The sequence below is a fragment of the Novosphingobium sp. genome (genome assembly GCF_037133355.1).
GTDB lineage: Bacteria > Pseudomonadota > Alphaproteobacteria > Sphingomonadales > Sphingomonadaceae > Novosphingobium.
Genome location: NZ_JBAXOI010000022.1, coordinates 25,069 through 49,552 on the forward strand (window position 1 = coordinate 25,069; position 24,484 = coordinate 49,552).

Sequence of the window (24,484 nt, forward strand, 5' to 3'; positions counted from 1 at the left end):
GGCGGCCCTTGCAGCGCCGTGCGGGCTGACGGTCCTAAGTAAATTACCATAGATGGTTAATGCAATAAAGACAGGACTTTGCGCGCTATCGGGTCAGTGCGACGCGCTGCTTCACGCGCTCCGGAACCCTGCTGTTAACCAAAATTTGAGGGTCTTCTGCGATCCCCCGAAAGGAGACCGTCCAGTCTTTCCCAAAGGGGGGTTACTTTGCGCGTATTGGCTTTGGCATCGCAGAAGGGGGGTTCCGGCAAGACGACCTTGTCCGGGCATCTCGCCGTTCAGGCGCAGCGCGCCGGGGCCGGGCCGGTCGTGCTCATCGATATCGACCCGCAAGGCTCGTTGTCCGACTGGTGGAACGAGCGCGAGGCCGAGTATCCCGCCTTTGCCCAAACCACCGTCGCCCGGCTCGCCAGCGACCTTGCCGTGCTGCGCCAGCAGGGCTTCAAGCTGGCGGTGATCGATACCCCGCCCGCGATCACCATGGCGATCCAGTCGGTGATCTCGGTGGCGGAACTGATCGTCGTGCCGACCCGCCCGAGCCCGCATGACCTCCGCGCCGTGGGCGCGACGGTCGATCTGTGCGAGCGCGCGGGCAAGCCGCTGGTCTTCGTGGTCAATGCCGCGACGCCCAAGGCGCGGATCACGTCGGAAGCCGCTGTCGCGCTCTCGCAGCACGGCACAGTCGCGCCGATCACGCTGCACCATCGCACCGATTTCGCGGCCTCGATGATCGATGGCCGTACTGTCATGGAAGTCGATCCAACCGGCAAGTCCGCCGCCGAAGTCACGGCGCTGTGGACCTATGTCTCGGAGCGGCTCGAGAAGAATTTCCGCCGCACGGTGTTTGCCGTGCCCCAGCCGAACCCGGCAGCATCCGCGATGCCCGGTTCGCCGCGTCCCGGTGGCGGCTTCGGCCGCCGCGTGATCGGTTCGTGAGGGGAGAGGAGCGGCCATGACCGAACCCAAGCCTTTCGCCTCGCTCAGCCCGAGCCTGCTTGCCCGCAAGGGCGCGGCGCGCCCGGCCATGCGCCCGCAGATCCTGCCGCTGACGGCCGAGGACCAGCGCCGCATGGGCTTCGGCGCTGCAGTGCTGGCGTCGTCGCGCGATGACTTTGCCCCGCTGGACGGCGACGATCTGGGCTGGAACGACCTTGGCGAGGAAGCGGCTGCACCTGAAACAGCGCCCGCTGCAGAAGTGGTCGCGATCGCTGCGGACCCGCTTCCCGAACCGGCCCAGCCTGAAGTGCTGCGGCGAATCGAATCGCTCGCCGACGTCCTGTCTGCCCCGGCCGCACGCGAGCCGGTACGCCGCGCCCGCCGTGAGCGCGGTGCTGCGCTGAAAGATGGCCGCAAGGCCGCCTTCACGCTGCGCCTCGATGCAGTCCGTCATCTGCGCCTGCGTCTTGCCTGCACGATCGACAATCGCAGTGCCCAGCAAATCGTGGTCGAGGCTCTCGACCAATTCCTTGAAACCAAGCCGGGTCTCGATGACCTGGCGCGCCGCGCGCGGCACTCGTGAACCGCCTCCAGCCGGGACTATACGCCATGACCACCGCTACCCAGAGCTCGAATGATCGCAAGGCGGCCTTCCGCCTTGCCCGCCTGTGCCTGACCACCGCGCTGGCCGCAGGGCTGCTGGCGGGCTGTGCCGCCGGCGGTCCGAACCACGCGAAGTTTGCCGCAAGCGCCCAGACCGCGCTCGGCAAGGGCAGCACGGAAAAGGCGATCGCGCTGGCCGAACAGGCTGTGCTGACGGCGCCGCGCACTGCGGCCTATCGCACGCTGCTGGGCTCGGCCTATCTTCGCGCCGGCCGCTTCGAGGCGGCACGTCAGGCGTTTGACGAGGCGATGCAGCTTGGTGAGGACAGCGGCAAGGCTGCGCTGAGCCTGGCGCTGGCGGATATCGCGCTCGGCCGCGGCGCCGATGCGGTCGACACGCTGAACACCTATCGCGATGCGATCCCGGCATCGGACTACGGCCTGGCCTTGGCGATGGCTGGCCAGACCCAGACCGGCATCGCTGCGCTGACCGACGCGCTGCGCAACGGCGAGAACACTCCCAAGGTGCGCCAGAACCTTGCATATGCCTATGCGCTCGATGGCAGCTGGCGCGAAGCCAAGCTCATGGCCGGGCAGGACGTGCCGGCCGACAAGCTCAACGAGCGGCTGCAGACATGGGCTGCCATGGCGAGCCCCGAAGAAACCCGCCGCCGGGTCGCGAGCCTGCTGGGCGCGCCGCTGCGCACCGATGGCGGCCAGCCGACCGCGCTGGCTCTGGCGAACTTCCCCGAGCCGCAGAAGCTGGCCGATGAAGCCGCTGCCAAGGCTGCGGCCGACCAGGCTGCCGGTGCCGATGCCGAAGCGCTTGCCAAGGCGGCGGTGACGGCAATGCCCGCCGCGCCTGCCGAGACCCCGGCCGCGCCGGCCCCCGCGCTGGCCGATGCCTCCACCGCGCCGGCCGCTGTGCAGCTTGCTTCGATCGATCTCGCGCCTTCGGCCGCGCCAGCCGCTCCGGCGCAAGTGGTTTCGAACCCGGTTGTCCAACCGATTCCGGCCGCTGCCGCTACCGCTGCGCCTGCCGGTCATGGCAGCCACGTGGTCCAGCTTGGCTCGTTTGCCTCGGCCGAAGGGGCCCAGCGCGCCTGGCGGCATTTCGCCGCGCGCAATCCGGGTCTTGTCGGCTACCACAGCCAGATCACGCAGGTGGCGGTGAAGGGCAAGCAGTTCTGGCGGGTCCAGGCTGCGGGCTTCAGCGGCTTCGCTTCGGCGCGGCAGATGTGTCAGACGGTCAAGGCCAAGGGCGGCGTCTGCCTCGTGATGGCCGAACCGCGCGGCCTTAGCCCCGAGGGCAAGCCCAGCGAAACCCGCATGGCGCGCCGCTGAACCGAGTATCCGTTTCACGTTGAAGGCGGCACCGGGGGCGGTGCCGCCTTTTGCGTATCTGCCGGGCTGAACCGCCCCTTCAGGCGATCCGGTTGCCGCCCTTGAACAGCGCCGTGACACGGCCTTCCACCGGCCGGCGGTCGAACGGGGTGTTGCCAGCGGTTGCGGCCATCTTGCTGCGATCGACGATCCATGGCCGCTCGGGCTCGACCAGGGCCAGATCGGCCTCCAGCCCCACTTCAAGACGCCCGGCCTGAACCCCCAGCAGGCTTGCAGGATTGCCCGCGAGGAGCGCGAAAGCGCGGGCCAGATCGATATGGCCGTCGCGCACCAGCGTGAGCGTGAGCGGGAGGAGCGTCTCGGCTCCTGCCATGCCCGGCTCGGCATCGGCGAAGGGGAGGCGCTTGTCTTCGGCGCCGCGCGGATCGTGGCCGGAGGCGATGACGTCGATCGTGCCGTCGGCGACGGCGGCGATCACCGCCAGCCGGTCGGCATCGCTGCGCAGCGGCGGCGAGAGGCGGCAAAAAGTGCGGAACTCGGCGAGCTCCAGATCCGAGAGCATGAAGTGTGCCGGGGTGACACCGGCGGTCACGCGCACGCCGCGCGCCTTGGCGGTGCGGACCAGTTCGAGCGCGGCGGAGGTGGTCACTTGCCGGAAATGGAGGCGGCAACCGGTGAGTTCGGCCAGTGCAAGGTCGCGCGCCACGGCCAGCGCCTCGGCTTCGGCAGGGGCGGAGGGAAGGCCGAGACGGGTCGCCATCTCGCCCGCCGTCGCAACGGCATGGCCGGCAAGGCCTGCGTCCTCGGCATGTGTCACGAGCACGAGGCCGAGCATCGCGCAGTAGCTCATCAGGCGGTGCATCACACCCGAATCGGCGATCCAGCGCCGCCCGGTGGCAACCGCCTTGGCGCCCGCCTCGCGCATCAGGGCGAGTTCGGCGAGTTCCCTGCCTTCCAGCGCGCGTGTCGCTGCGGCAAGGGGGTGGACCCACATGTCTGGCTTGCCTGATTGCGCGGCGAAGCGGACGCGGGCCGGGTGATCGAGCGGCGGGCCCTGATCGGGCATGAGCGCGGCGCGGGTGATCCCGCCGAAGTGGAAGGCGGGCTTGTCGATCGCGAAGACGCCAAGGTCGACAAGGCCGGGAGCGACGAGCGCGCCCTTGGCGTCGAGCACCTCGTCGCCGGCTTCGGGCGCCACATCGCCGAGCGCGACGATGCGCCCTTCGGTGCAGCGCAGCGCGCCGGGCCGGGGCGCGCCGGTGGGGAGCACGAGGCTGCCGCCGATGATCGTGAGCGGGCGCGGGGTCATGCCGCCGCTCCTGCGGTTTCGGCCCAGCCTGGCAAACCCCGCGCGCGGCGGGTCAGCACGTCGAGGCAGGCCATGCGGATCGCGACACCGCTTTCGACCTGGCGGGTGATAAGGCTGCGGGTCGGATGGTCGGCGACCTGGCTGTCGATCTCGATCCCACGGTTCATCGGGCCGGGATGCATTACGAGGACGTCGGGCGGCAACTTGGCGAAGCGGTCCAGCGTGAGGCCGTAGAGATGGCGGTATTCGCGCGGGGAGGGGATGAACTGTCCCGCCATGCGCTCCTGCTGAAGGCGCAGCATCATGACCACTTCGGCGCCTTCGAGAGCGGCGTCGAAATCGTGGAACGGGCGCACGCCCATTGCGGTGATTTCAGCCGGCATCAGGGCGGGCGGAGCGCAGACATTGACGACAGCGCCGAGCGCAGTGAGCGAAAGGATGTTGGAGCGCGCGACGCGGCTGTGGAGGATATCGCCGCAGATTGTCACCTTGAGGCCGTTGAGATCGCTTCCCGGCGCAAGGCCGAGTGCGTGGCGGATGGTGAGCGCATCGAGCAGCGCCTGCGTCGGATGCTCGTGACTGCCGTCGCCCGCATTGAGCACCGGGCAATCGACCTTGTCGGCGATCAGGCGCACCGCGCCCGAGCTGGCATGGCGGATGACAATGGCATCCGCGCGCATGGCGTTGAGTGTCATCGCCGTATCGATCAGCGTCTCGCCCTTCTTCACGCTGCTGGTGGCGGCGTGCATGTTGACCACATCGGCGCCGAGGCGTTTGCCCGCAATCTCGAACGACAGCAGCGTGCGGGTCGAGTTCTCGAAGAAGGCGTTGATGATGGTGAGGCCCGAGAGCAACTCGGCCCGCTTGTGGCGCTGGCGATTGAGCGCGAGCCACTGCTCGGCCTCATCCAGCAGGTAGAGAATCTCGTGCCGCGCGAGATGTGCAATGCCGGTGAGATCGCGGTGCGGGAAGGCAAGGCCACCTTCCGGGTAGCGGCTTTCGGCGTCTGGGATCGATATGGCCATCGAAACCATGCCCCTAGAGCGCCTCTTGGGGCGGCTCAAGTGTTTCGGCTGGTATCGGGGGGCGCGCGCACCTAGATATCCCCCATGACGTTTGCCCGCTCGGTCTGGAAGATCCTCGTCGCCATCAAGGACGGCCTTGTGCTGCTCCTGCTGCTCCTGTTTTTCGGCGCGCTTTATGTGCTGCTCACGCTGCGGCCGGCGCCCGGCCTGGTCCATCCGGGCGCGCTCTACATCGCGCTCGAAGGCCCGGTGGTCGAGGAGCGCGCGCGCTTCCGGCCGGCACGGCTGCTGGCAGGAGAAACGCCCGAGAAATCGGTGCAGGAACGCGATCTGGTCCGCGCGGTGGAGGCCGCGGCAAGCGACGATCGGATCAAGGCGGTCGTGCTCGATCTCGAGGAGTTCGGCGGCGGCAGCCAGGTGGCAATGTCCCGCATCGGCGCGGCGATGGACAAGGTCCGCGCGGCGAAAAAGCCGGTGCTGGTGCGCGCCGGGCTCTATACCGACGACGCGGTGCAGCTGGCCGCGCATGCAAGCGAAGCCTGGGTCGACCCGCTGGGCGGCGCACTGGTGGCGGGGCCGGGCGGCACGAACCTCTATTTCAAGGCGCTGCTCGACCGGCTGAAGGTGAAGGCGCATGTGTTCAAGGTGGGCACGTACAAGAGCGCAGTGGAGCCCTTCACCCGCGAGAATGCCTCGCCAGAAGCCAAGGAAGCCCTTGGCGCGGTTTATGCGGCGCTGTGGGAAACCTGGCAGGCCGACGTGAAGAAGGCGCGCCCCAAGGCGGACATCGCGCTGGTAACGACCGATCCGGTCAGGTGGCTCTCGGCGTCCGGCGGCGATGCGGCCAAGGCGGCGCTCGCGGCGGGCCTGGTCGACCGCATCGGCGACAAGGTTGCCTTCGGCAAGCGCGTTGCCGAAATCGTCGGCAAGGATCCAGCGGGCGATGATGCTGCGTTCAAGGCGACAGCGCTCGGGACCTATCTCGCCGACCGGAAACCTTCGACCGAAGGCAAGGCGATCGCGGTGGTGACGGTTGCGGGCAATATTGTTGATGGCGAGGCAGGGCCGGGTACTGCGGGCGGCGACCGGATTGCCGCGATCATCGACAAGGCGGCGGCAAGCGGGGACTACGCCGCGCTTGTCTTGCGGGTCGATTCGCCAGGCGGCTCGGTGACGGCGGCCGAGCGCATCCGCGCCGCCGTTGCGCGGATGAAGGCGAAGAAGCTGCCTGTTGCGGTTTCGATGGCGGGCCTTGCGGCGAGCGGTGGCTATTGGGTCTCGACCCCGGCCGACCGGATTTTTGCCGAACCGGCAACGATCACCGGCTCGATCGGCATTTTCGCCATCATCCCGAGCTTCGAGGAGGCGCTTGGCCGCATCGGCGTCGGCACCGACGGCGTGCGCACGACGCCGCTTTCTGGCCAGCCTGACGTGTTTGGCGGGTTCTCACCCACGGCCGAAGCCGTGATCCAGCAGCAGATCGAATCGGGCTATGGCCGCTTCATCGGCCTTGTTGCCGAAGCGCGGCACAAGACTCCGGCCGAGATCGACAAGATTGCACAGGGACGCGTGTGGGATGGCGGCACGGCGCGCCAGCTGGGCCTGGTCGATGAGCTCGGCGGGGTCGATGAAGCGCTCGCCTGGGCGGCGAAAGCAGCAGGGGCGCCTAGCTGGCACGCGGTCTATCTCGGTAGTGAGCCCGATCCCGTCGGCGCGCTCTTCGCGCAGCTCGCGGATAGCGAAGCCAGTGCCGCAAACGGCGCGGCGCCGCCCGATTTCGCGGCGCTGGCGGCGCGGCGACAGGGCGCGCTGGCTGGCCAGCTGGCGGCCGATCTGGGCCGGCTGATGGGCGGTGCAGGGGCGCAGGTCTACTGCCTCGAATGCGCCGGTCTGACCTCTGCCGCCCCTTCCACGGCAACGCCTGCCCTACCGGGCTGGCTGGCGCTCCTGGCGCGGCTGGCCGGGTAGGGCGCATGCCATGTCCTGAAGGGCCTTTGCCAAGGCTTGCCCTTTGCCCGCCGCTGCGATAGGGGCGGCCCTCGCTTTTCGCCGGACGCGGGCGTGGCGGAACTGGTAGACGCGCTGGATTTAGGTTCCAGTATCGCAAGATGTGGGGGTTCGAGTCCCTTCGCCCGCACCAGACCCGCCCGGCCTTTCCAGCAATATGGCCCTGCCACCTCAGTGGCAGGGCCGAGAGATTGATGACCAGGCGTCGTTACGAGAAAGTTGGAACACTGATGCAGATCGTCGAAACCAGCAATGAGGGCCTCAAGCGCGCCTATGCCCTGACTATCGCCGCGACGGACATCGCCGCGCGAGTCGAGGGTGAGGTCAAGAAGATGACCCCGCAAGTGCGCATGCCCGGCTTCCGCCCCGGCAAGGTGCCCGCGAACCTCGTGCGCAAGATGCATGGCCCCGCGCTGCACCAGCAGGCGCTCGAAGGCTCCATCCGTGAAGCGATGGACAAGCTTGTCGCCGAAAAGGGCCTGCGCCCGGCGACTCAGCCCGATGTGTCGCTCGCCGAGGGCTATGAGCAGGGCAAGGATGTCGAGCTGACCGTCAGCGTCGAAGTGCTGCCCGAAATCGCTGCGCCGGCAATCGACGGCCTCAAGCTTGAACGCCTCGTTGTCGAGGTCAGCGAGAGCCAGGTTGACGAGGCGATCGAGCGCATCGCCGCAGGCCAGAAGCGCTTCGAGGACGCGCCCGAGGGCACGGTTTCCGCCGATGGCGACCAGCTGATCATTGATTTTGCCGGTTCGGTCGACGGCGTCGCCTTCGACGGCGGCACGGCCAGCGACCAGCCGCTCGAACTGGGTTCGGGCCGCTTCATTCCCGGCTTCGAGGAACAGCTTGTCGGCGTTTCGGCGGGCGACGAACGCACGATCACCGTTACGTTCCCGGATGATTATCCGGCCGAGAACCTTGCGGGCAAGGAAGCGCAGTTTGCCATCGTCGTGAAGGCTGTGAAGCACGCGGCCGACTTCGTCGCGGACGATGACTTTGCCAAGTCGCTGGGCCTTGAGGGCATCGACCAGCTGCGCGGCCTGATCAAGGGTCAGATGGAGCAGGAAACCGCCGGGCTCACCCGCACGGCGATGAAGCGCGCGCTGCTTGACCAGCTCGCCGCCGGTCACGATTTCGCGGTGCCGCCCTCGATGGTCGAGGCCGAGTTTGCGCAGATCTGGCAGCAGCTGACCGACGAAGCCGCCAAGGAAGAAGACCCCGCCGCCGCACTCGCCGAGATCGACGGCGAGAAGGACGATTACCGCAAGATCGCCGAGCGCCGCGTGCGCCTTGGCCTGCTGCTTTCGGAAATCGGCCAGGCCAATGGCGTGCAGGTCACCGCGCAGGAAATGGAAATGCTGATGCGCCAGGCGGCACAGCAGTACCGTGAGCAGGACCGCCAGCGCTTCATCGACTACATCCGTTCGGATGCACTCGCCGCTGCCCAGCTGCGCGCGCCGCTCTATGAGGACAAGGTCGTCGACTTCCTGTTCGACAAGGCCGAAGTGACCGAGCGCAACGTGACCCGCGAGGAGCTCCAGGCCGCGATCGAAGCAGACGAGAACGGCACGCCTGCCGAGGTGAAGCCGGCCGAGAAGGCCGCGCCGAAGAAGGCTGCCAAGAAGGCCGCGAAGGCCGAGACGGCCGAAGAAGCCCCGGCTGCGGAAGAAGCGGCTCCGGCCGAAGCTGAAGCTGAAGCCAAGCCTGCCAAGAAGGCACCTGCCAAGAAGAAGGCGGCCGAGCCTGCCGCAGACGCCGAAGCGGCGCCTGCCGAGGAGGCCGCCCCGGCTCCGAAGAAGAAGGCCCCGGCCAAGAAGAAGGCTGCCGAGGCCTGATTTCAGCCGTAAGGCATTGAAAAACAAAAGGGGCGCTCCTCGCAAGGGGCGCCCCTTTTGGCGTGCGTGTGCCATCCGTATTCGCGCGGATTGACCCGGCGAATCAGTGCGTGAGAGATTCGGGCAGGCTCGGTTCCTGGGAGGGCATCCGATGCATACCGTTCGCAATCGCCTCGCTTCGCGTCCGCCGATCAAACAGCCCGCTCCGTCCGGGCACAAACCGCCGCATACCGCTGCCTTGCAGCACGAACTTGCCTATCTCCAGCGCGGCTCGATGGCTGTGCCGCTGGCTATTCCGGATGCGTCCGGGCTGATCGAGGCCCGCCTCGCCAAGCGGCGAACCGCCAAGGGGAAGAAGGCGCGCAAGGCTGCCGCACGGCTCGCCGCAGCGCGTGAGGCGCAGGCGCTGGCCACGGGTCACGATGTGACCACCAGTCGCCCGCCAAAGACGCGCGGCAAGGGCGGGGCTGCCAAGGTCGGCGCAGCGAAAATCAAGACCGGGCCGGCCGCGACCGTGAAGGCAGAAACCGCGCCGACGATCGCCGCGCAGGAAGACAGCGCGCTCCTGCAGCAGTGCCTTGCCGCCGAACCAGCCCTGGCGCTGACTTTGCCCGCGCGGCCTGAACCGCTTGTGGTGGAAGCGCGCGATGTGCTGCCCGATCTCCGGATCGATGCCCCCGCACTGCCTGCTCTACCCAAGCCACTGGCGGAAACTCTGCCGATTACGCCCGAGCCCGAAGCAGCGGCCGCCGCTCCGGCGGACGAACCGCTGCCGCGCGCACGGGCGCTGGTCCCGGCGCGGCGGCAGGGGCTTGTCGATGTGATCGCCTTCCTGCTGCGCGATTCCGGGCGGCGGCTCGCGCGCTGGTCTTCGCATCGGCACAAGTCGAAGGCCCAGCGCTCGGTTCTGCGAATCGAGGAGGCGCGTCAGATCAACCTGCAGCGCGAGCTCGAAGCGCTCGAGGCGCTGCACCGTAACAAGGGCTGACTATTCGCCCCAGCGCTTGAGCGAGGGCTTGGGCACGGCCACCGTCCGCGCCCGTTCATAGGCCGCGCCCGCTTCGAGCACGCGCTTGTCGTCCCATTTGCCGCCCATGAACGAGAGGCCCATTGGCAGCCCCTCGACCGCGCCCATCGGCACGGTAAGGTGCGGATAGCCCGCGATCGCCGCAAGGCTGCCCATGCCGACATCGATGCTGTGATCGCCCGTCACGAGATCGATCGCCCAAGCGGGTGCCCCGGTCGGGGCGACGAGGAAGGAGACGGCATTATCGGCGAGCAGCTTGTCAATCCCCTCCACGCCGGCAAGGCGCAGCGAGTTCTCGCGCGCCTTCTTGTAGACGGCGGTGTCTGTCATCGCCTCGGCTTCCTCGAACTCGTTCTGACCGAACCACCTGAGTTCTTCGGGGTGCGCCTTGTTGAAGGCGATGGCGTCCGCCAGCGTGCGTGCGGGCGGCGTGTTCTTGAACGAGGATGCGGGCACCGACTGGAGATAGGCGGCAAGATCGGTGCGCAGTTCGTAGAGCAGCACGGTGTACTCATCGCGGCCCATTTCGGCGGGCGGGGTGTAGTCGATATCGACCAGAGTGGCGCCCGCAGCCTTGAGATCGGCCAGTGCCTTTTCGAACAGCGCGGCAACCTTGGGGTTGTTGCCCACCGCGCTGCGCAGCACGCCAAGCCGCACGCCCTTGAGGCTGGCGGCGGCAAGGCCGGCGGCAAAGTCGGTCTTGTGGGCATTGGCCTCGGCCGTCGCGGCATCGGCGGGATCGGTGCCGGCCATGGCGGTGAGCATGAGCGCGGCGTCGCGCACGCTCGTCGTCATCGGGCCGACGGTGTCCTGACTATGGCTGATAGGCACGACATGAGTGCGGCTGACCATGCCGACGGTGGGCTTGAAGCCGACAATACCGTTCACGGAGGCGGGGCAGGTGATCGAGCCGTCGGTCTCGCTGCCGATCGCGCCCCATGCGAGCCCCGCCGCGACCGCCGCGCCGCTGCCCGAGGAAGAGCCGCAGGGCGACCGATCAAGCGCATGGGGATTGCGGGTCTGCCCGCCGACCGCGCTCCAGCCGCTGGAGGACTGGCCCGAACGCATGTTGGCCCATTCGGAAAGGTTGGTCTTGCCCAGCACCACCACGCCTGCAGCGCGCAGGCCGAGCATGAAGGGCGCATCCCGCCCGGCGAGGTTGTCCTTCAGGAGCAGGCTGCCGGCGGTGGTCGGCATGGGATCGGCGGTCTCGACGTTGTCCTTCACGAGGATGACCTTGCCCGCGAGCGGCCCCTGCACCTTGGCGGCGGCTGCTTCGGCCTTGGCGGCGTCGGGATTGAGCGCGATCACCGCGTTGATCTTTGGCCCCGCCTTGTCGATCGCCTTGATCCGCGCGAGGTAGGTCGCGACGCCGTCCTCGGCGTGCAACGCGGTGCCGCCAAGCGCGGTCGCGGCCAGAAGAACGGCGCCGAGCGCTTGGGTTGCGAGTCTGGTCATGGAAGCCCCCGATGGAATGATCGGGCGATGCTGGGGCGAAGCGGGGCCCCTTGCAAGCGCATCGAGGGGCAAGACTCCCGGTTTTTCGCCACCATTGCCGCGCCATGCACGACTTTTCGCGTGGTTTGCCCGGATGATCGGTTAATGCCCTTGAACATCCCGGCGTGGCACGCGACATAGACCCGGCACATTCAAGAGGACTCTATGCTCGATCTTTATGGCGCCAGCGGCGCATCGGTCTATGGCAATCACGGCAAGTTCACCCACGATCCCGTCACCGGGGCGCTCGTTCCGGTCGTGGTCGAGCAGACCAGCCGCGGCGAACGCAGCTTCGACATCTTCTCGCGCCTCCTGCGCGAACGCATCGTTTTCGTGACCGGCGAGATCGAGGACAACATGGCCTCGCTGATCGTGGCGCAGCTCTTGTTCCTGGAATCCGAGAACCCCTCGAAGGACATCGCGATGTACATCAACTCGCCGGGCGGCGCGGTGACCGCGGGCCTGGCGATCTATGATACCATGCAGTACATCCGTCCGCGCATCTCCACCGTCTGCATCGGCCAGGCAGCCTCGATGGGCAGCTTCCTGCTGGCTGCGGGCGAGCCGGGCCTGCGTGTAGCGCTGCCCAACGCCCGGATCATGGTACACCAGCCTTCGGGCGGGGCGCGTGGCATGGCGTCGGATATCGAGATCCAGGCGCGTGAGATCCTGCGAATCCGGGCGCGGATGAACGAGCTTTACGTGAAGTTCACCGGCCGCACGCTTGAGGAAATCGAGAAGGCGATGGACCGCGATACCTTCCTCGAGGCCGAGGAAGCGCTGAAGTTCGGACTCGTCGACAAGGTCTACGAATCGCGCCCCGCGTCCGACCAGATCGACGGCGAGGCAGGTTCGGGTGGTGCACCCACGCCGTGATTTCGTCCTGTTCCCAGCATCTTGCCCTAAAATGACAGGGTGCTGGATCAGGGAATATTCGCTATTTTCGTGTCCGGTTGATTAATGCCCTCCGGGTAGTAGGATAACCGGGTCCGCCTCTCGTGGAGAGGCGTCTGGGATTGAAGAATGACCAAGCTTTCCGGATCGGATACCAAGAGCACGCTGTACTGCAGTTTCTGCGGCAAGTCGCAGCACGAGGTACGCAAGCTCATTGCCGGCCCCACCGTGTTCATCTGTGATGAATGCGTCGAGCTGTGCAACGACATCATCCGCGAGGAGACCAAGGCCGGTCTCGCCGGAAAGAAGGACGGCGGCGTCCCTACCCCGCGCGATATCTTTGCGACGCTTAACGATTACGTGATCGGCCAGGACCGCGCCAAGCGCGTGCTCTCGGTGGCGGTGCACAACCACTACAAGCGCCTGAAGCACAGCGGCAAGGGCGGCGACGTCGAGCTTTCGAAGTCGAACATCCTGCTCGTCGGGCCCACGGGCTCGGGCAAGACGCTGCTGGCGCAGACCTTGGCCAAGACGTTCGACGTGCCCTTCACCATGGCCGACGCGACCACGCTGACCGAAGCCGGCTATGTGGGCGAGGACGTCGAGAACATCATCCTCAAGCTGCTCCAGGCCTCCGACTACAACGTCGAGAAGGCGCAGCACGGCATCGTCTACATCGACGAGATCGACAAGATCAGCCGCAAGGCCGAGAACCCCTCCATCACCCGCGATGTTTCGGGCGAAGGCGTGCAGCAGGCGCTGCTCAAGCTGATGGAAGGCACGACTGCGAGCGTGCCGCCGCAGGGCGGGCGCAAGCATCCGCAGCAGGAATTCCTGCAGGTGGACACGACCAACATCCTGTTCATCTGCGGCGGCGCCTTTGCCGGCCTTGAAAAGATCATCTCGGACCGCTTGCAAAAGCGCTCGATCGGCTTTGGCGCGCATGTCGCGGACCCGGACAAGCGCAAGGTGGGTGAATTGCTCCAGAAGGCGGAACCGGAGGACTTGCTCAAGTTCGGCCTGATCCCCGAATTCGTCGGCCGTCTACCGGTGATCGCCACGCTCAACGACCTCGATATCGAGGCGCTGGTCAAGATCCTGCGCGAGCCCAAAAACGCGCTGATCAAGCAGTACCAGAAGCTGTTCGACCTTGAGGACGTGCAGCTGACCTTCACCGACGAGGCGCTCGAAGCGATCGCCAAGAGGGCAATCGAACGCAAGACCGGCGCACGCGGGCTGCGCTCGATCGTCGAAGGGCTGCTGCTCGACACGATGTTCGACCTGCCCACGCTGGAAGGCGTGACCGAAGTGGTGGTCGACAAGGACGTGGTCGATGGCCGCAAGGAACCGGTGCAGGTTCTGAAGGGCAAGGATCAGGCGGCTTAATCAGCTTCGCCGAAGCGCTAAGCTCTGATCGCCCGCCGGCACCATCGGCGGGCGATCTGCTTTTGGGGTGCCGCTATTCCAGACGGGCGGCCACGCGGGTTATTAGGTCCATGCGCTCGTGAAGCACTGCGACGATCTGTGGCCGCTTTCCCTCCTGCAAGCGGCAAAAGATGTGATGGTGCTGACAGCGTCGCACCCGTAGCCCTGGCCCGAGGTCACTTACGTCGCGGTGTGGAGGATCTCCGGCAGCCAGGGCTGCCATGGCCTGTTCAAGGTCTCTTACGTATCGCGCGGCCTGCTGCGATCCCCATTGCTCGCGGGTGTAGCGAATGATGCCCCGCAGATCCTGTTCTGCGGCTTCGAACAGGTCGTAGGAGCGTTTCAAGCCGGATATTCGCCGCCAAGCTCTTCGCGAAGGATATCATCCACATTCTTGGTCGAGAGCGGGCCATCCATGCGGGCATTGAGCAAGTCCCTAAGCTGGTCCCATGCCCCTTCCTCGCCGGGTTCAGCCGGGAACAGGCGCTCGACGGCATACTGCCTAATCGTCTTGCCTTGAAGAGCGGCAATTGCCTTGAGGCTCTTGTGCTGTTGTTCGGTGAGATCAATGGACAACCTGCTCATGGGTGCACATTACCACAAATGTGGGTCTGGAGCCAGTTCGCATCTAGCTGTGTGTATCCTCCCCATCCCGTCAGGACGAGGAGGATCTGGGTCAGGCGGCCACCTTCGCAAACCGCGCATCCGCGGCGCCCCACGTCGCGGCGGCCATGAACGCATCGACATAGGCCGCGGCCTTCGCGCCGTAGTCCATGGCGTAGGCGTGTTCGTACATGTCCATGGCGAGGATCGGGGTGCCGCCCGCGAGGGTCTGGGTGTGGTCGCTCGCCCACTGGTTGGTGAGGCGGCCATCGTGCGGGGACCATTGCAGCAGGACCCAGCCCGAGCCGCCACCGAGCGCCTTGCCCATCGCGGAAAACTCGGCCGCCCAGCGGCTGACGCTGCCGAAATCGCGCTCGATCGCTGCGCCGAGTTTGGCGCCCGGCTTGCCGCCGGTTCCGAGGCACGAGAAGTAGACTTCGTGCAGTAGCATCGAGTTCCACGCGATGAGTTCCTCGCGCTTCAGGCCGTTGAGCATGAAGCCGGGGGCGGTTGCCATGTCGAGCTTGGCGAGTTCCCCCTTGATCGCGCCGATGCGCTTCACCGCGCTGACGTAGTTGTTGTCATGGTGGCTGGTGAGGAGCTTGGCGGACAGGCCGGGGATCGTGGCCGGATCGAAGGGCAGCGGGGCCGGAGCGGGTGCGAAGACCGGGCCTTGGGGGGCGGGGGCGGCGGTCTGCGCGGCGGCGGGGAGCGCGCTGGCGGCGGCGGCGGTGAGCGCGGCGGTGAGGGCGGTGCGGCGGTCGATGGACATGGGGGGCTCCTTCGGAGGGTTCGCACGAGAGTACGGCCCCGCCCCCGGCCCTGTCCAGCAGTCTCCTAGGCCACCTTGGCGCGGGGCTGGCAGGCGGGCGCGCAGGCGTGGCCTGCGTGGTCGCTGGTTTCGATCTGCACGGTCGAATGGCAGATGCTGAAATCATGCTCCAGGGTGTGGGCGAGGCTGGTGAGGAAAGCATCGCCCGGGTGACCGGCGGGGATCACGAGATGTGCGGTCATCGCGGTTTCGGTCGTGCTCATCGGCCAGATATGGAGATCGTGGACAGCACTGACCCCGGGCAGGCCCGCGAGATAGTGGCGCACCGCGTGGCCATCGACCGAAGCGGGGACGCCGTGGAGGCCCATCTTGAGCGAATCCTTGAGGAGGCCCCAGGTGCCTGCCGCGATGATGCCGACGATGACGAGGCTGGTGACCGGGTCGATCCACCATGCGCCCGTCAACGCGATGACGAAGCCTGCGGCGACCACACCCGCCGAAACCGCAGCGTCGGCGGCCATGTGCATGTAGGCACCGCGGATGTTGATGTCGCTATCGCGGCCGCGCAGGAAAAGCAGTGCGGTGAGCGTGTTGACCGCTATGCCGATGCCAGCGACGATCATGACCGGACCCGCCGCGACGGGCTGGGGCGCGATCAGGCGGTGGATCGTCTCGACGAGAATGGCGCCAAGGGCGACAAGGAGCAGCGCGGCGTTGAACAGCGCGGCGAGGATCGAGCTCGACTTGTAGCCATAGGTGAAGCGCGCCGACGGTGGGCGGGCGGCGAGCATGCTGGCGGCCCAGGCAATGGCCAGGCTGAGCACATCGGAAAGGTTGTGCCCGGCATCGGCGACGAGCGCCATCGAGCCTGCGGCAAACCCGTAACCCGCCTCGATCGCCACGAACGCCGAATTGAGCGCGATGCCGATGGCAAAGGCGCGGCCGAAGCTGGCGGGGGCGTGGTGGTGATGGCCGTGCGCGTGGCCATGCTCATGCCCGTGATTGTGGTGATGGTGGTGCGCGCCCGACATGGACGGGTTCCTAGCGCCTTCCGCAACGCTAGGAAAACGCTTTGAATGCCAGGGGGCCTGTAAGCCGGGTTCTGTAGCGCGGACGGTATCCCCCAAGGTCACCCTTGACATGTGGACCGTATCCGCACTGGCAACCATTCCTCTAGGCGGCCCGTTGCCGGGCGCGCTCAAGCGACCAACCCGGACTGCTGGCCCGAAACAGGCCTGCTTCCGAAGAAGCGCGCAGTCCCTATTCGGTCTTGCTCCGGGTGGGGTTTGCCGTGCCGCTTCTGTTACCAGTCGCGCGGTGCGCTCTTGCCGCACCCTTTCACCCTTGCTGCCCGTTTCCGGGTTAGCGGTCTGCTCTCTGTGGCACTTTCCCTAACCCCGGAGCAAGTCCGGGGCCGGCGGGCGTTACCCGCCACCCTTGTTTCGTGGAGCCCGGACTTTCCTCGGCATCTTGCGATGACGCGGCTGCCCGGCCCCCTGGCAAGGGGTCACCTAGCACGCCCGAGGTCACGTTCCAACAGAAGCTCGAACAGCAGCGCGCCGATCTGTCCGTCGATTTCGCCGTCGATGCGCGAGGGGCGCCAGCGGCGCTGGAAGGCGCGGACGGCGGCGGCGGGATCGGTGATGTCGTAGCCGAAGCGTTCGAGCGCAAGGTAGAAGGCGCCGGGATTGTCGTAGACCAGACGCATGGTGAGTCCGGGCTTGGCGAGCGCGAGGCGGTAGCGCGCGAGGAGGTCCCACGGAAACAGCTCGCCCGGATCCTCCTTCCGTGCCGGGGCAACATCGGAATGGCCGACAATGTTGGCGCGGGGCACATCGTGGCGCTTCACGATATCGGCGAGCAGCGGGATCAGCGCTTCGATCTGCGCTTGCGGGAAGGGGCGGTAGCCGAACTCGTGGCCGGGATTGACGAGCTCGATCCCGACGCTTGCCGAGTTCACGTCGGTAATCCCCCGCCAGTAGGAACGGCCCGCGTGCCAGGCCCGCTTGTCCTCGGCGACGAGGCGGGTGACCATGCCGTCCTCGTCGATCAGATAGTGCGCGGAGACTTCCGCTGCCGGATCGCAAAGCCGCTCGAGCGCTTCGGCAGCGGTGCGCATGCCGGTGTAGTGCAGGACCACCATGGAAACGCGCTGCTTGCGCTCGTTCCAGTTGGGCGAGGGGATCTCGCGGTGGACCAGCCAGCGGTTCATGGCAGCTTACGCGGCAACCGGAAGCATGGCCCCCATGACCAGTGCCTCGGGTGCGGCATGATACTGCAGCGTGCCGCCGAGGCTATCGACCAGCTGGCGCAGCATCGCGGCCGGTGCAGTGCGGCTGGAGAGCTCATCTGGCGGGAGCATGCCTTCGAGCGCAAGGCCGATCGTCCGGTCGAACACCACGCGCATGCCGCTGGCGCGGATCACGATCTCGCTGGAGGGCCTGGCGCCGTCCGTCCTGAGCTCGGCGGCAATATCAAGCGTGCCCCCGCGCACCAGCGCCTCGATCCCGATGAGCGCGAGGTTGAGCAGGGTCTTGACCGCGGGCTTGGGCAGACTGTCGCCGCCGAGCGCCCAATTGGCCTGGATGCGTCCGTTGTTTCCGACCAGAGCGTCGATCAGCGCGCGCGGCTCGGCGATGGGAACCATTTCGCCGAAGCCGCCCGCAGCGCCGAAGGCGAGGCGGAAGAAGCGCAGCTTGTCAGCCGAGATGCGCGCGCTTTGCTCGAGCAGTTCGAAGCACTTCTGGCGCATGTCCGGATCCTTCTCCTCGGCGAGGAGTTCAAGGCCGTTGGACAGCGCGCCGACGGGGGAGAGCATGTCGTGGCACAGGCGCGAACAGAGCAGGCTGGCGAGATCGGGAACGGCAGTGTTCATGTTCAGGATATCGGCCTTCTAGCTGAATAGGTTGACACAGTCCTGAGCAAAACGCTGCGGGGGCGGGCAAGGCCCTGACCGGGGCGGCCGCGGAGCGCGCTAGGGTGGGTCGGGTGTGGCGTCACCTCCCTGCCTTAACTCTCCTTGATCGCGTAGGAAAGCGGTTCGAACCCGGATGGGGAATCGCGCCACAAGGTAACCACCCCGGCTGCGGCAATTGCCCAGATACGGCTATCGCCCGAGGCCTGCGCGGCATCGGTGGCGGAAGGGCGGGCGAGGCCGTTCGGGTGCGAATGGAAGTAGCCGATCACTTGCGGCCCGCCAGAGCGTGCGGCCTTGTGTGCCGCGATGAGGGCGGCGGGGTCGATCTCGAAGTGGTGCTGTGGTTCCGGGTGGACGTTGGCGGCGGGGAGTGCGGTTTCGATGTGGCCGCCATGGCCGAGGAGGAGGCCGCAGGCTTCGTGCGGGTGGGCTGCTTCGGCGGCGGCGAGAATCGCGGTGTGGGCAGCGGATGTGAGGGTGGACGGCATCGCGCGCAAGCCTAGCGCAGCGCGGGGTTATTCGACAGTTTTCTTGGGTTAACACCGGAGGTACGCCGGATTGCTTTCTCTGGTCTGTCGTGCTGATCTGATCTCTGGAGAAACCCGAAATGACCCCACGAAGACCCGATGAGGACTACGGCGAGCCAATCGACATGGGCATCCGCTCATCGAACATCGGCTCGTTCATGCCTGAGGGGTCCTATCGGCCCATTCCCATCGTTTGGCTGGTTTCTGCCTGGGTGATGCATAGTATCGCGATGATCCTGCTGGTTGGGCTGCTCGGAACAAAGCATCCCTTCTTCCCGATCACGACGACCCTTATGGCCAGCGGCTGGATACTGAACATGACGTTCAATGCGGGCATGAAGAATGCTGCCACCGGGTGGAAGATTGCGTTGGTACTTGCCCTCCTTGTGAACTGGGGTCTGGCCGTGATTTCGGCGCTTGCGATGTCGGGGTATTGAGCGCGCGGGGTCCTGCGGCCCCCTTGCAGGCCCCACAAGCCTCCCCATATCGGACGAACCATGGGGGCATGCGAGACCATCATCGAGGGTACCATTCCCGCCGGCGGGCTGCGGCTCGACCGGGCGTTGGCGGATGTCTCGGGCCTCTCGCGCGAGCGGATCAAGGCCTTGATGGACGAGGGCCGCGTGGCGCTGGGCGGCAAGCCGGCGGCGCAGGCTTCGCTCAAGGCGGCTGAGGGCACGCCTTTCACCATCCGCGTGCCCGAAGCCGTGCCCGCCGAAGCCGCGGCGCAGGATATTCCGCTTGTTGTCGTCTACGAGGACGAGCACCTCATCGTGGTGGACAAGCCCGCCGGGCTGGTGGTGCATCCGGCGGCGGGCAATCCGGACGGGACGCTGGTCAATGCCCTGCTGCACCATTGCCGGGGCCAGCTTTCCGGGATCGGCGGAGTGGCGCGGCCGGGGATCGTGCACCGGATCGACAAGGACACCTCCGGGCTGCTGGTGGTTGCCAAGACAAACGCGGCGCATGAGGGGCTGGCGAAGCAGTTCGCCGACCATTCGATCCACCGCGTCTATCAGGCGGTGACGGCCGGGGTGCCGGTCCCGGCTTCGGGCACCGTGCGCGGCGCGATCGGGCGCAGCGAGCGCGACCGCAAGAAGATGGCGCTGGTGAGCGAGGGGCGCGGCAAGCGCGCCGTCACGCATTACCGCACGCTGGAAGTGCTCAGCGGTGCGGCACTGATCGAATGCCGACTCGAGACCGGGCGAACCCACCAGGTGCGCGTTCACCTTGCATCAATCGGTCATGCGTTATTGGGCGATCCAGTCTATGGACGCGCTCCTCCCTCGCTCAAACCGCTGCTCGCCCGCCTCGGATTTCACCGACAGGCGCTCCATGCGGCCGAACTTGGCTTTGTCCATCCGGCGAGCGGGGAGATGGTGCATTTTCGCAGTTCGACGCCCGTCGATCTCAGGACGCTGGTGGTCGAACTGGGAGGGCGTGATGGCTGAAGCCGTGGCATGCGTAGAATCTGACTCTCCCGGCGCCCCGGCCAAAGGTGCAATGCCCCAAAAACGGGCTGTATCGATTGCGGCTTCGCGAGCGAATAGATTTGGTGTGTGGTTGGCTGGACCCCGATCCGCTACAAAAAAGCGTGGGGAAAAGCTGGCGCAACGAAAGGATGTGTTCTGGTGACCGAGAAGAAATCCACCGCGCTCGTCCCTGCGCTGGGCGGGGAAGCCGGACTGAACCGCTACCTTGCCGAGATCCGCAAGTTCCCGGTGCTTACGGCCGAGCAGGAATACATGCTCGCCAAGCGCTATCAGGAGCATGCTGACCCCGAGGCGGCTGCACAGCTGGTGACAAGCCACCTGCGCCTCGTCGCGAAGATCGCGATGGGCTATCGCGGCTATGGTTTGCCCGTGAGCGAGCTGATCTCCGAAGGCAACATCGGCCTCATGCAGGGCGTCAAGAAGTTCGAGCCCGACCGGGGCTTCCGTCTGGCGACTTATGCCATGTGGTGGATCAAGGCCTCGATCCAGGAGTTCATCCTGCGCTCGTGGAGCCTCGTGAAGATGGGCACCACCGCGGCGCAGAAGAAGCTGTTCTTCAACCTCCGGCGGATGAAGAAGAACCTCGAGGCGTTCGAGGATACCGATCTCCACCCGGACGACGTGCGCAAGATCGCGACCGACCTCGGCGTGTCCGAGACCGAAGTCGTGAACATGAACCGGCGCATGATGATGGGCGGCGATGCCAGCCTGAACGTGTCGGTGCGCGAAGACGGCGAAGGCTCGTGGCAGGACTGGCTGGTCGATGACGGCCCGCTGCAGGACGAGACCGTGGCCGACGCCGAGGAAGCGCACATGCGCCACGCCCTGTTGGTCGAGGCGATGGACAGTCTTTCGGACCGCGAGCGCCATATCCTGACGGATCGGCGGCTGGTCGACGAGCCCAAGACGCTCGAGGAACTGAGCCAGGTCTACAACGTCAGCCGCGAGCGCGTGCGCCAAATCGAAGTGCGCGCCTTCGAGAAGCTGCAGAAGGCGATGCAGCGCATTGCCGGCGAGCGGCATCTGCTGCCGGCCTGAGGCTGTGACCTGACGAGATTGCAAAGGCGGTCGGGGGAAACTCCGGCCGCCTTTGTTTTGGGGTGTGCGGGGATGCACGACCCTCCCCGCTCATGGCTCGTGCAAACGCGCCTTCGCGCCAGATCCTTCGACAAGCGCAGCGCCAGCGGGTTCAGGATGTATTGGTTAGCCCCCCAGTCTCGTCATATCGAGCTAAGCGAAGCAAACCAGAGCAGTGCGCACGGCCACTCTGGCGTGCTCCGTTGCTGCGCTCCTTGCGATTGCGAAGGGTGCGGGGGCGACGAGGCGTGTGGTATGAGGGCGTGCCTCAGTTGTGGCCGAAATCGCGGTTGAGGATTTCGAACGTCGCGGTGTAGCGGCCCTCTGCCTCGGCGTTCCGGAGGAACAGCACATTGGGCACGAGCACTTCCGGCGGAGTCGGCTCCTGCTCGAACAGCGCCATTGTCTGGTCGATGAATGTCTCAAGCGGCAGATAGTTGGCGCGGGTCGACTGGCCCGGGGTGAGGTCGGTCTGGACCGCTGGCGGAGCAAGCTCGATCACTTCGATCTTTCCGGCCAGCTGGTGGCGCAACGACTGGCTGTAGGAATGGATCGCGGCCTTGGTGGCGCAGTAGGTCGCGGTCACGGCCATCGGCACGAAGGCGAGGCCTGAGGAGACCATCACGATGGCCGGGTCGCCCTGCGCCTTGAGGTGCGTGATGAGCGCATCGGTGAGGCGGATGGGGGCCATGAGGTTGGTGGCAATCGTGGCCTCGACATCGCCGAGATCGCGCGGGGCAGTCAGGTCCTCGAAGCGCATGATGCCTGCGTTGTTGACCAGCACGTTGAGCGAGGGAAATTCTGTGACGATGCCGGCGGTGAAGGCGGCAATCGCGGCTGCATCAGTCACGTCCAGCACGCGCGCGTGGAGATTGGCGCGGCCCGCGATGGTGTCCTCAAGGCTCGCCAGCGTCCGGCCGGTGACGATCACGACATTGCCGGCATCGTGCCAGCGCTGTGCAAGACGGCGGCCGATGCCGGTGCCGCCGCCGGAGATGAGGATGGTGTTGCCGGAGGGTTTCATGAGCGCGAATCCTTTCTTGCGGGGCGTGTGGCGCGGTTCTATCACTGCACTCTCTTTTGCAAAGTAGGCACCTTTTTGTGCGGTACTAACCATGGGGTAAGTGTAAGATGCGCAGCGAAGCGGAAGTGATGGGCGACGAGCGGGTAAGCGCGCTGGTCGATGATCTGATAGGCCGGGTGGCGGACAAATGGACCATGCTGGTGCTGGAAGCGCTGGAGGAACATGGCAAGCAGCGCTTCACCGAACTGGGGCGGCGGGTGCCGGGGATCAGCCAGAAGATGCTGACACAGACGCTGCGGCAGATGGAGCGCGACGGGCTGGTTGAGCGAACGGTGCATCCGGTGGTGCCACCACATGTCGACTATTGCCTGACCCCGCTTGGCAGCAGCCTGAGTGAGGCGTTTTGCGGGGTATGGCTTTGGGCCGAGGCGCACTTGGGCGCGGTGGAAACGGCGCGGGCGGCGTTCGATACGCGCGACTGAGCCGGCGGTTCAGAACTGGCGGGCAACGCCCAGCATCAGGGCGTGGTCGGGCGCACCTTGCGTCTGGCCGAGATCTAGCTCGACATCGAGCTGGAAGCGGCGTCCGGCGCGCCAGGCGGCGGATAGCGCTGCGCGTGCGTCGGTTGAGGCGCCGTCCGGGTCCTCGTCGCGGTAGGCGGCGACTTCGGCAGAGGCCGATACTGCGGGGGTCAGCGCGTGCGAGACGCCGACGACTCCGCCCCAGGCGAGGTGGCGCCCCTTGCCCGAGCCGTTGACAGCGGCGTCCACTTCCGGGGTCATGCTGAGAGAGAAGCCGGAAGGCAGCGGAAGCGAGACCGGAACCAGAAACCCTGCGCCCCAATCGCCTGCGCCCCCCGGCGCCTCGCCGATGGGGAGGCTGATGAAAGCCTGCACGGCGAGCTTGGCATCTTCCTCGCTGCCGAAGCCGTGGCGCAGGCCGATTGTGGCATCGCCGACCCCGCGCGTGGTGGTGACGGCGGCGACGCTGCGGCTGCGCTGATGGCCCCAGCCGCCGAGCCCGACTTGCGCTTCGGTGGCGCCGCCAAGGCCTATACGCACCAGCGTGTCGCCGAATGTCAGCGTATCGTCGCGCATGCTCGGCGCGGCGCTATGGTCCCATTCGAGCGCGCCGAACTCTGCCATGACCTGCCCGGTGTGGAGCGTGCAGGGCGGAGTATTGATTCCCGGGCGGTCGAAGCACATCTCGGGCGCCTCGTCCGCTCGGGCAAGGCCCGGCGCAAGCAGGAAGAAGGCAAGGGCGGCAAGTCGCTTCAGGATCATCGCAAGAGCGGACCTATCAGGCACTGTGCCCCCTGCAAAGCAGAGTGCACGCAAAGCCGCGCGCGCCCGATTGCCATGCGCGGCGTGCTTGGGCATAGTTGCACCCGATGGATGATGCATTGCTCAAACTCAGGAACCCGGAGCCGGTCAGGGCGCGCCCGCCCGGGCTGCTCCACCGGCTCGGCTGGCTGCTGGCGCGGCTGGTGGCCGCGTTCCTGTTTCTCAGCGTGGCGCTTGTGGTGATCTACCGCTTCGTGCCCGTGCCGGTGACCATGACGATGATCATGGATCCCAACGGCATTACCAAGAGCTGGGTGCCGCTTTCCCAGATCGACCGCAACATGGTCGATGCCGCGATCGCGGGCGAGGACGGCAAGTTCTGCCAGCACAACGGGTTCGATCAGGAAGCGATCCTCAAGGCGTGGGAGCGCAACCAGGAAGGCGGACGTATCCGCGGCGGTTCGACGATCAGCCAGCAGACTGCCAAGAACGTGTTCCTGTGGCAGGGCGGCGGCTATCTGCGCAAGGCGCTGGAGGCTTGGTTCACCGTGCTGATCGAGACGATCTGGGGCAAGCGGCGGATCATGGAAGTCTATCTCAACGTCGCCGAGACCGGGATCGGAACCTACGGCGTCGAGGCCGGGGCACAGCGCTACTACCGCAAGCCGGCAGCCAAGCTTAACCGCGTGGAAGCGGCGCGGATCGCAGCGGCCTTCCCGCAGCCCAAGGTGCGCGCAGTGACCGGGGCGACCGGGTCCACCCGTCGGCACGGCAACGTGATCGCCGCGCGGGTGAACACGGTGCGAGCGGATTACGATACCTGCGTTTATCAATAGGGGCGGGCGGCGCCGCGGTCTGCTTAACTCGCGGGATCAAGGAAGGTCCCGCA

25 protein-coding genes, 1 tRNA gene and 1 other RNA gene are annotated in these 24,484 nt (G+C 66.5%); 14 read left to right on the forward strand and 13 right to left on the reverse strand.

Features of this window, described 5'->3' with window-relative positions; genetic code table 11:
• Positions 1–207: 207 nt before the first annotated feature.
• Genes WCL10_RS17950 through WCL10_RS17960 form a run of 3 tightly spaced genes read left to right on the forward strand, consistent with a single transcriptional unit; the run spans position 208 to position 2,883 of the window.
• The gene (locus WCL10_RS17950) at positions 208–936 is read left to right on the forward strand and encodes a ParA family protein (RefSeq protein ID WP_336897018.1); all 729 of its coding nucleotides are present in this window, start codon (positions 208–210) and stop codon (positions 934–936) included.
• Between the two features lie 16 nt (positions 937–952).
• Positions 953–1,519, forward strand: coding sequence for a hypothetical protein (locus tag WCL10_RS17955; RefSeq protein ID WP_336897019.1), 567 nt, complete (start codon positions 953–955; stop codon positions 1,517–1,519).
• 26 nt (positions 1,520–1,545) lie between these two features.
• Positions 1,546–2,883, forward strand: a complete 1,338-nt coding sequence (locus WCL10_RS17960; RefSeq protein ID WP_336897020.1) for an SPOR domain-containing protein — start codon at positions 1,546–1,548, stop codon at positions 2,881–2,883.
• Between the two features lie 79 nt (positions 2,884–2,962).
• On the opposite strand, the gene WCL10_RS17965 is transcribed toward WCL10_RS17960, so the two are convergent.
• Together WCL10_RS17965 and WCL10_RS17970 are read right to left on the reverse strand one after the other, a co-directional pair.
• Positions 2,963–4,192: an amidohydrolase family protein gene (locus WCL10_RS17965; protein ID WP_336897021.1), complete on the reverse strand. Its 1,230-nt coding sequence runs from the start codon at positions 4,190–4,192 to the stop codon at positions 2,963–2,965.
• Positions 4,189–5,217: an aspartate carbamoyltransferase catalytic subunit gene (locus WCL10_RS17970; RefSeq protein WP_336897022.1), complete on the reverse strand. Its 1,029-nt coding sequence runs from the start codon at positions 5,215–5,217 to the stop codon at positions 4,189–4,191. Before WCL10_RS17970 ends, WCL10_RS17965 begins: the two co-directional genes overlap by 4 nt.
• A gap of 84 nt (positions 5,218–5,301) precedes the next feature.
• Here WCL10_RS17970 and sppA point away from each other — a divergent pair, with 84 nt between their 5' ends.
• From sppA to WCL10_RS17990, 4 genes are all read left to right on the forward strand, one after another.
• Positions 5,302–7,185, forward strand: coding sequence for a signal peptide peptidase SppA (gene sppA, locus WCL10_RS17975; protein ID WP_336897023.1), 1,884 nt, complete (start codon positions 5,302–5,304; stop codon positions 7,183–7,185).
• 87 nt (positions 7,186–7,272) lie between these two features.
• Positions 7,273–7,357, forward strand: a tRNA-Leu gene (locus WCL10_RS17980).
• Positions 7,358–7,454: 97 nt separating this feature from the next.
• The gene (tig, locus tag WCL10_RS17985) at positions 7,455–9,056 is read left to right on the forward strand and encodes a trigger factor (protein ID WP_336897049.1); all 1,602 of its coding nucleotides are present in this window, start codon (positions 7,455–7,457) and stop codon (positions 9,054–9,056) included.
• Between the two features lie 151 nt (positions 9,057–9,207).
• Positions 9,208–10,044: a hypothetical protein gene (locus tag WCL10_RS17990; protein ID WP_336897024.1), complete on the forward strand. Its 837-nt coding sequence runs from the start codon at positions 9,208–9,210 to the stop codon at positions 10,042–10,044.
• Here WCL10_RS17990 and WCL10_RS17995 read toward each other — a convergent pair whose 3' ends face one another.
• Positions 10,045–11,541: an amidase gene (locus WCL10_RS17995; RefSeq protein ID WP_336897025.1), complete on the reverse strand. Its 1,497-nt coding sequence runs from the start codon at positions 11,539–11,541 to the stop codon at positions 10,045–10,047.
• A gap of 204 nt (positions 11,542–11,745) precedes the next feature.
• On the opposite strand from WCL10_RS17995, the gene clpP reads away from it, so the two are divergent.
• Entirely contained in the window at positions 11,746–12,456 is a 711-nt protein-coding gene (clpP, locus tag WCL10_RS18000) for an ATP-dependent Clp endopeptidase proteolytic subunit ClpP (RefSeq protein ID WP_336897026.1), read from the forward strand.
• 147 nt (positions 12,457–12,603) lie between these two features.
• Entirely contained in the window at positions 12,604–13,860 is a 1,257-nt protein-coding gene (gene clpX / locus WCL10_RS18005) for an ATP-dependent Clp protease ATP-binding subunit ClpX (RefSeq protein ID WP_336897027.1), read from the forward strand.
• Positions 13,861–13,933: 73 nt separating this feature from the next.
• On the opposite strand, the gene WCL10_RS18010 is transcribed toward clpX, so the two are convergent.
• The 8 genes from WCL10_RS18010 to WCL10_RS18045 form a co-directional block, all read right to left on the reverse strand.
• Positions 13,934–14,245: a type II toxin-antitoxin system RelE/ParE family toxin gene (locus WCL10_RS18010; protein ID WP_336897028.1), complete on the reverse strand. Its 312-nt coding sequence runs from the start codon at positions 14,243–14,245 to the stop codon at positions 13,934–13,936.
• Positions 14,242–14,484 carry an antitoxin gene (locus tag WCL10_RS18015; protein WP_336897029.1) on the reverse strand — a complete coding sequence of 81 codons (243 nt, stop codon included), beginning with the start codon at positions 14,482–14,484 and terminating at the stop codon, positions 14,242–14,244. The genes WCL10_RS18010 and WCL10_RS18015 overlap by 4 nt, the downstream gene beginning before the upstream one ends.
• Positions 14,485–14,575: 91 nt before the next feature.
• The gene (locus WCL10_RS18020) at positions 14,576–15,274 is read right to left on the reverse strand and encodes a Fe-Mn family superoxide dismutase (RefSeq protein WP_336897030.1); all 699 of its coding nucleotides are present in this window, start codon (positions 15,272–15,274) and stop codon (positions 14,576–14,578) included.
• Positions 15,275–15,339: 65 nt separating this feature from the next.
• Positions 15,340–16,305 (reverse strand): cation diffusion facilitator family transporter, encoded by a 966-nt coding sequence (locus WCL10_RS18025; protein WP_336897031.1) that lies wholly within the window; start codon positions 16,303–16,305, stop codon positions 15,340–15,342.
• Between the two features lie 44 nt (positions 16,306–16,349).
• Positions 16,350–16,774: RNase P RNA component class A (rnpB, locus tag WCL10_RS18030), an RNA gene on the reverse strand.
• 7 nt (positions 16,775–16,781) lie between these two features.
• On the reverse strand, positions 16,782–17,486 hold the full coding sequence (locus WCL10_RS18035; RefSeq protein ID WP_336897032.1) for an N-acetylmuramoyl-L-alanine amidase: 705 nt from the start codon (positions 17,484–17,486) through the stop codon (positions 16,782–16,784).
• Positions 17,487–17,492: 6 nt separating this feature from the next.
• Positions 17,493–18,149 (reverse strand): histidine phosphotransferase family protein, encoded by a 657-nt coding sequence (locus WCL10_RS18040; RefSeq protein ID WP_336897033.1) that lies wholly within the window; start codon positions 18,147–18,149, stop codon positions 17,493–17,495.
• Between the two features lie 134 nt (positions 18,150–18,283).
• The gene (locus WCL10_RS18045; protein WP_336897034.1) at positions 18,284–18,679 is read right to left on the reverse strand and encodes a M67 family metallopeptidase; all 396 of its coding nucleotides are present in this window, start codon (positions 18,677–18,679) and stop codon (positions 18,284–18,286) included.
• A 119-nt stretch (positions 18,680–18,798) separates the two neighbouring features.
• Here WCL10_RS18045 and WCL10_RS18050 point away from each other — a divergent pair, with 119 nt between their 5' ends.
• The 3 genes from WCL10_RS18050 to rpoH all read left to right on the forward strand — a co-directional run bounded on the left by WCL10_RS18050 (position 18,799) and on the right by rpoH (position 21,249).
• Entirely contained in the window at positions 18,799–19,155 is a 357-nt protein-coding gene (locus tag WCL10_RS18050) for a hypothetical protein (RefSeq protein WP_336897035.1), read from the forward strand.
• Between the two features lie 60 nt (positions 19,156–19,215).
• Positions 19,216–20,169, forward strand: coding sequence for an RluA family pseudouridine synthase (locus tag WCL10_RS18055; protein ID WP_336897036.1), 954 nt, complete (start codon positions 19,216–19,218; stop codon positions 20,167–20,169).
• Positions 20,170–20,349: 180 nt separating this feature from the next.
• Positions 20,350–21,249, forward strand: coding sequence for an RNA polymerase sigma factor RpoH (rpoH, locus tag WCL10_RS18060; protein WP_336897037.1), 900 nt, complete (start codon positions 20,350–20,352; stop codon positions 21,247–21,249).
• 307 nt (positions 21,250–21,556) lie between these two features.
• Here the strand turns inward: rpoH and WCL10_RS18065 are convergent, their stop codons facing one another.
• A complete protein-coding gene (locus WCL10_RS18065; RefSeq protein ID WP_336897038.1) occupies positions 21,557–22,312 on the reverse strand; it encodes an SDR family oxidoreductase in 756 nt (251 codons plus the stop codon).
• 107 nt (positions 22,313–22,419) lie between these two features.
• Between WCL10_RS18065 and WCL10_RS18070 the strand changes: the two genes are divergently transcribed.
• A complete protein-coding gene (locus WCL10_RS18070; protein WP_336897039.1) occupies positions 22,420–22,794 on the forward strand; it encodes a helix-turn-helix domain-containing protein in 375 nt (124 codons plus the stop codon).
• Between the two features lie 9 nt (positions 22,795–22,803).
• On the opposite strand, the gene WCL10_RS18075 is transcribed toward WCL10_RS18070, so the two are convergent.
• A complete protein-coding gene (locus WCL10_RS18075; protein ID WP_336897040.1) occupies positions 22,804–23,595 on the reverse strand; it encodes a transporter in 792 nt (263 codons plus the stop codon).
• Positions 23,596–23,702: 107 nt separating this feature from the next.
• On the opposite strand from WCL10_RS18075, the gene mtgA reads away from it, so the two are divergent.
• Entirely contained in the window at positions 23,703–24,431 is a 729-nt protein-coding gene (gene mtgA, locus WCL10_RS18080) for a monofunctional biosynthetic peptidoglycan transglycosylase (protein ID WP_336897041.1), read from the forward strand.
• Positions 24,432–24,484: the final 53 nt, after the last annotated feature.

Bases quoted from the DNA above. Each gene is read 5' to 3' on its own strand.
- WCL10_RS17955 (WP_336897019.1), top strand. From the start codon at position 953: ATGACCGAACCCAAGCCTTTCGCCTCGCTCAGCCCGAGCCTGCTTGCC.
- WCL10_RS17960 (WP_336897020.1), top strand. From the start codon at position 1,546: ATGACCACCGCTACCCAGAGCTCGAATGATCGCAAGGCGGCCTTCCGC.
- WCL10_RS17965 (WP_336897021.1), bottom strand. From the start codon at position 4,192: ATGACCCCGCGCCCGCTCACGATCATCGGCGGCAGCCTCGTGCTCCCC.
- WCL10_RS17970 (WP_336897022.1), bottom strand. From the start codon at position 5,217: ATGGCCATATCGATCCCAGACGCCGAAAGCCGCTACCCGGAAGGTGGC.
- sppA (WP_336897023.1), top strand. From the start codon at position 5,302: ATGACGTTTGCCCGCTCGGTCTGGAAGATCCTCGTCGCCATCAAGGAC.
- tig (WP_336897049.1), top strand. From the start codon at position 7,455: ATGCAGATCGTCGAAACCAGCAATGAGGGCCTCAAGCGCGCCTATGCC.
- WCL10_RS17990 (WP_336897024.1), top strand. From the start codon at position 9,208: ATGCATACCGTTCGCAATCGCCTCGCTTCGCGTCCGCCGATCAAACAG.
- WCL10_RS17995 (WP_336897025.1), bottom strand. From the start codon at position 11,541: ATGACCAGACTCGCAACCCAAGCGCTCGGCGCCGTTCTTCTGGCCGCG.
- clpP (WP_336897026.1), top strand. From the start codon at position 11,746: ATGCTCGATCTTTATGGCGCCAGCGGCGCATCGGTCTATGGCAATCAC.
- clpX (WP_336897027.1), top strand. From the start codon at position 12,604: ATGACCAAGCTTTCCGGATCGGATACCAAGAGCACGCTGTACTGCAGT.
- WCL10_RS18015 (WP_336897029.1), bottom strand. From the start codon at position 14,484: ATGAGCAGGTTGTCCATTGATCTCACCGAACAACAGCACAAGAGCCTC.
- WCL10_RS18020 (WP_336897030.1), bottom strand. From the start codon at position 15,274: ATGTCCATCGACCGCCGCACCGCCCTCACCGCCGCGCTCACCGCCGCC.
- WCL10_RS18025 (WP_336897031.1), bottom strand. From the start codon at position 16,305: ATGTCGGGCGCGCACCACCATCACCACAATCACGGGCATGAGCATGGC.
- WCL10_RS18035 (WP_336897032.1), bottom strand. From the start codon at position 17,486: ATGAACCGCTGGCTGGTCCACCGCGAGATCCCCTCGCCCAACTGGAAC.
- WCL10_RS18040 (WP_336897033.1), bottom strand. From the start codon at position 18,149: ATGAACACTGCCGTTCCCGATCTCGCCAGCCTGCTCTGTTCGCGCCTG.
- WCL10_RS18045 (WP_336897034.1), bottom strand. From the start codon at position 18,679: ATGCCGTCCACCCTCACATCCGCTGCCCACACCGCGATTCTCGCCGCC.
- WCL10_RS18050 (WP_336897035.1), top strand. From the start codon at position 18,799: ATGACCCCACGAAGACCCGATGAGGACTACGGCGAGCCAATCGACATG.
- WCL10_RS18055 (WP_336897036.1), top strand. From the start codon at position 19,216: ATGGGGGCATGCGAGACCATCATCGAGGGTACCATTCCCGCCGGCGGG.
- WCL10_RS18065 (WP_336897038.1), bottom strand. From the start codon at position 22,312: ATGAAACCCTCCGGCAACACCATCCTCATCTCCGGCGGCGGCACCGGC.
- WCL10_RS18070 (WP_336897039.1), top strand. From the start codon at position 22,420: ATGCGCAGCGAAGCGGAAGTGATGGGCGACGAGCGGGTAAGCGCGCTG.
- WCL10_RS18075 (WP_336897040.1), bottom strand. From the start codon at position 23,595: ATGATCCTGAAGCGACTTGCCGCCCTTGCCTTCTTCCTGCTTGCGCCG.
- mtgA (WP_336897041.1), top strand. From the start codon at position 23,703: ATGGATGATGCATTGCTCAAACTCAGGAACCCGGAGCCGGTCAGGGCG.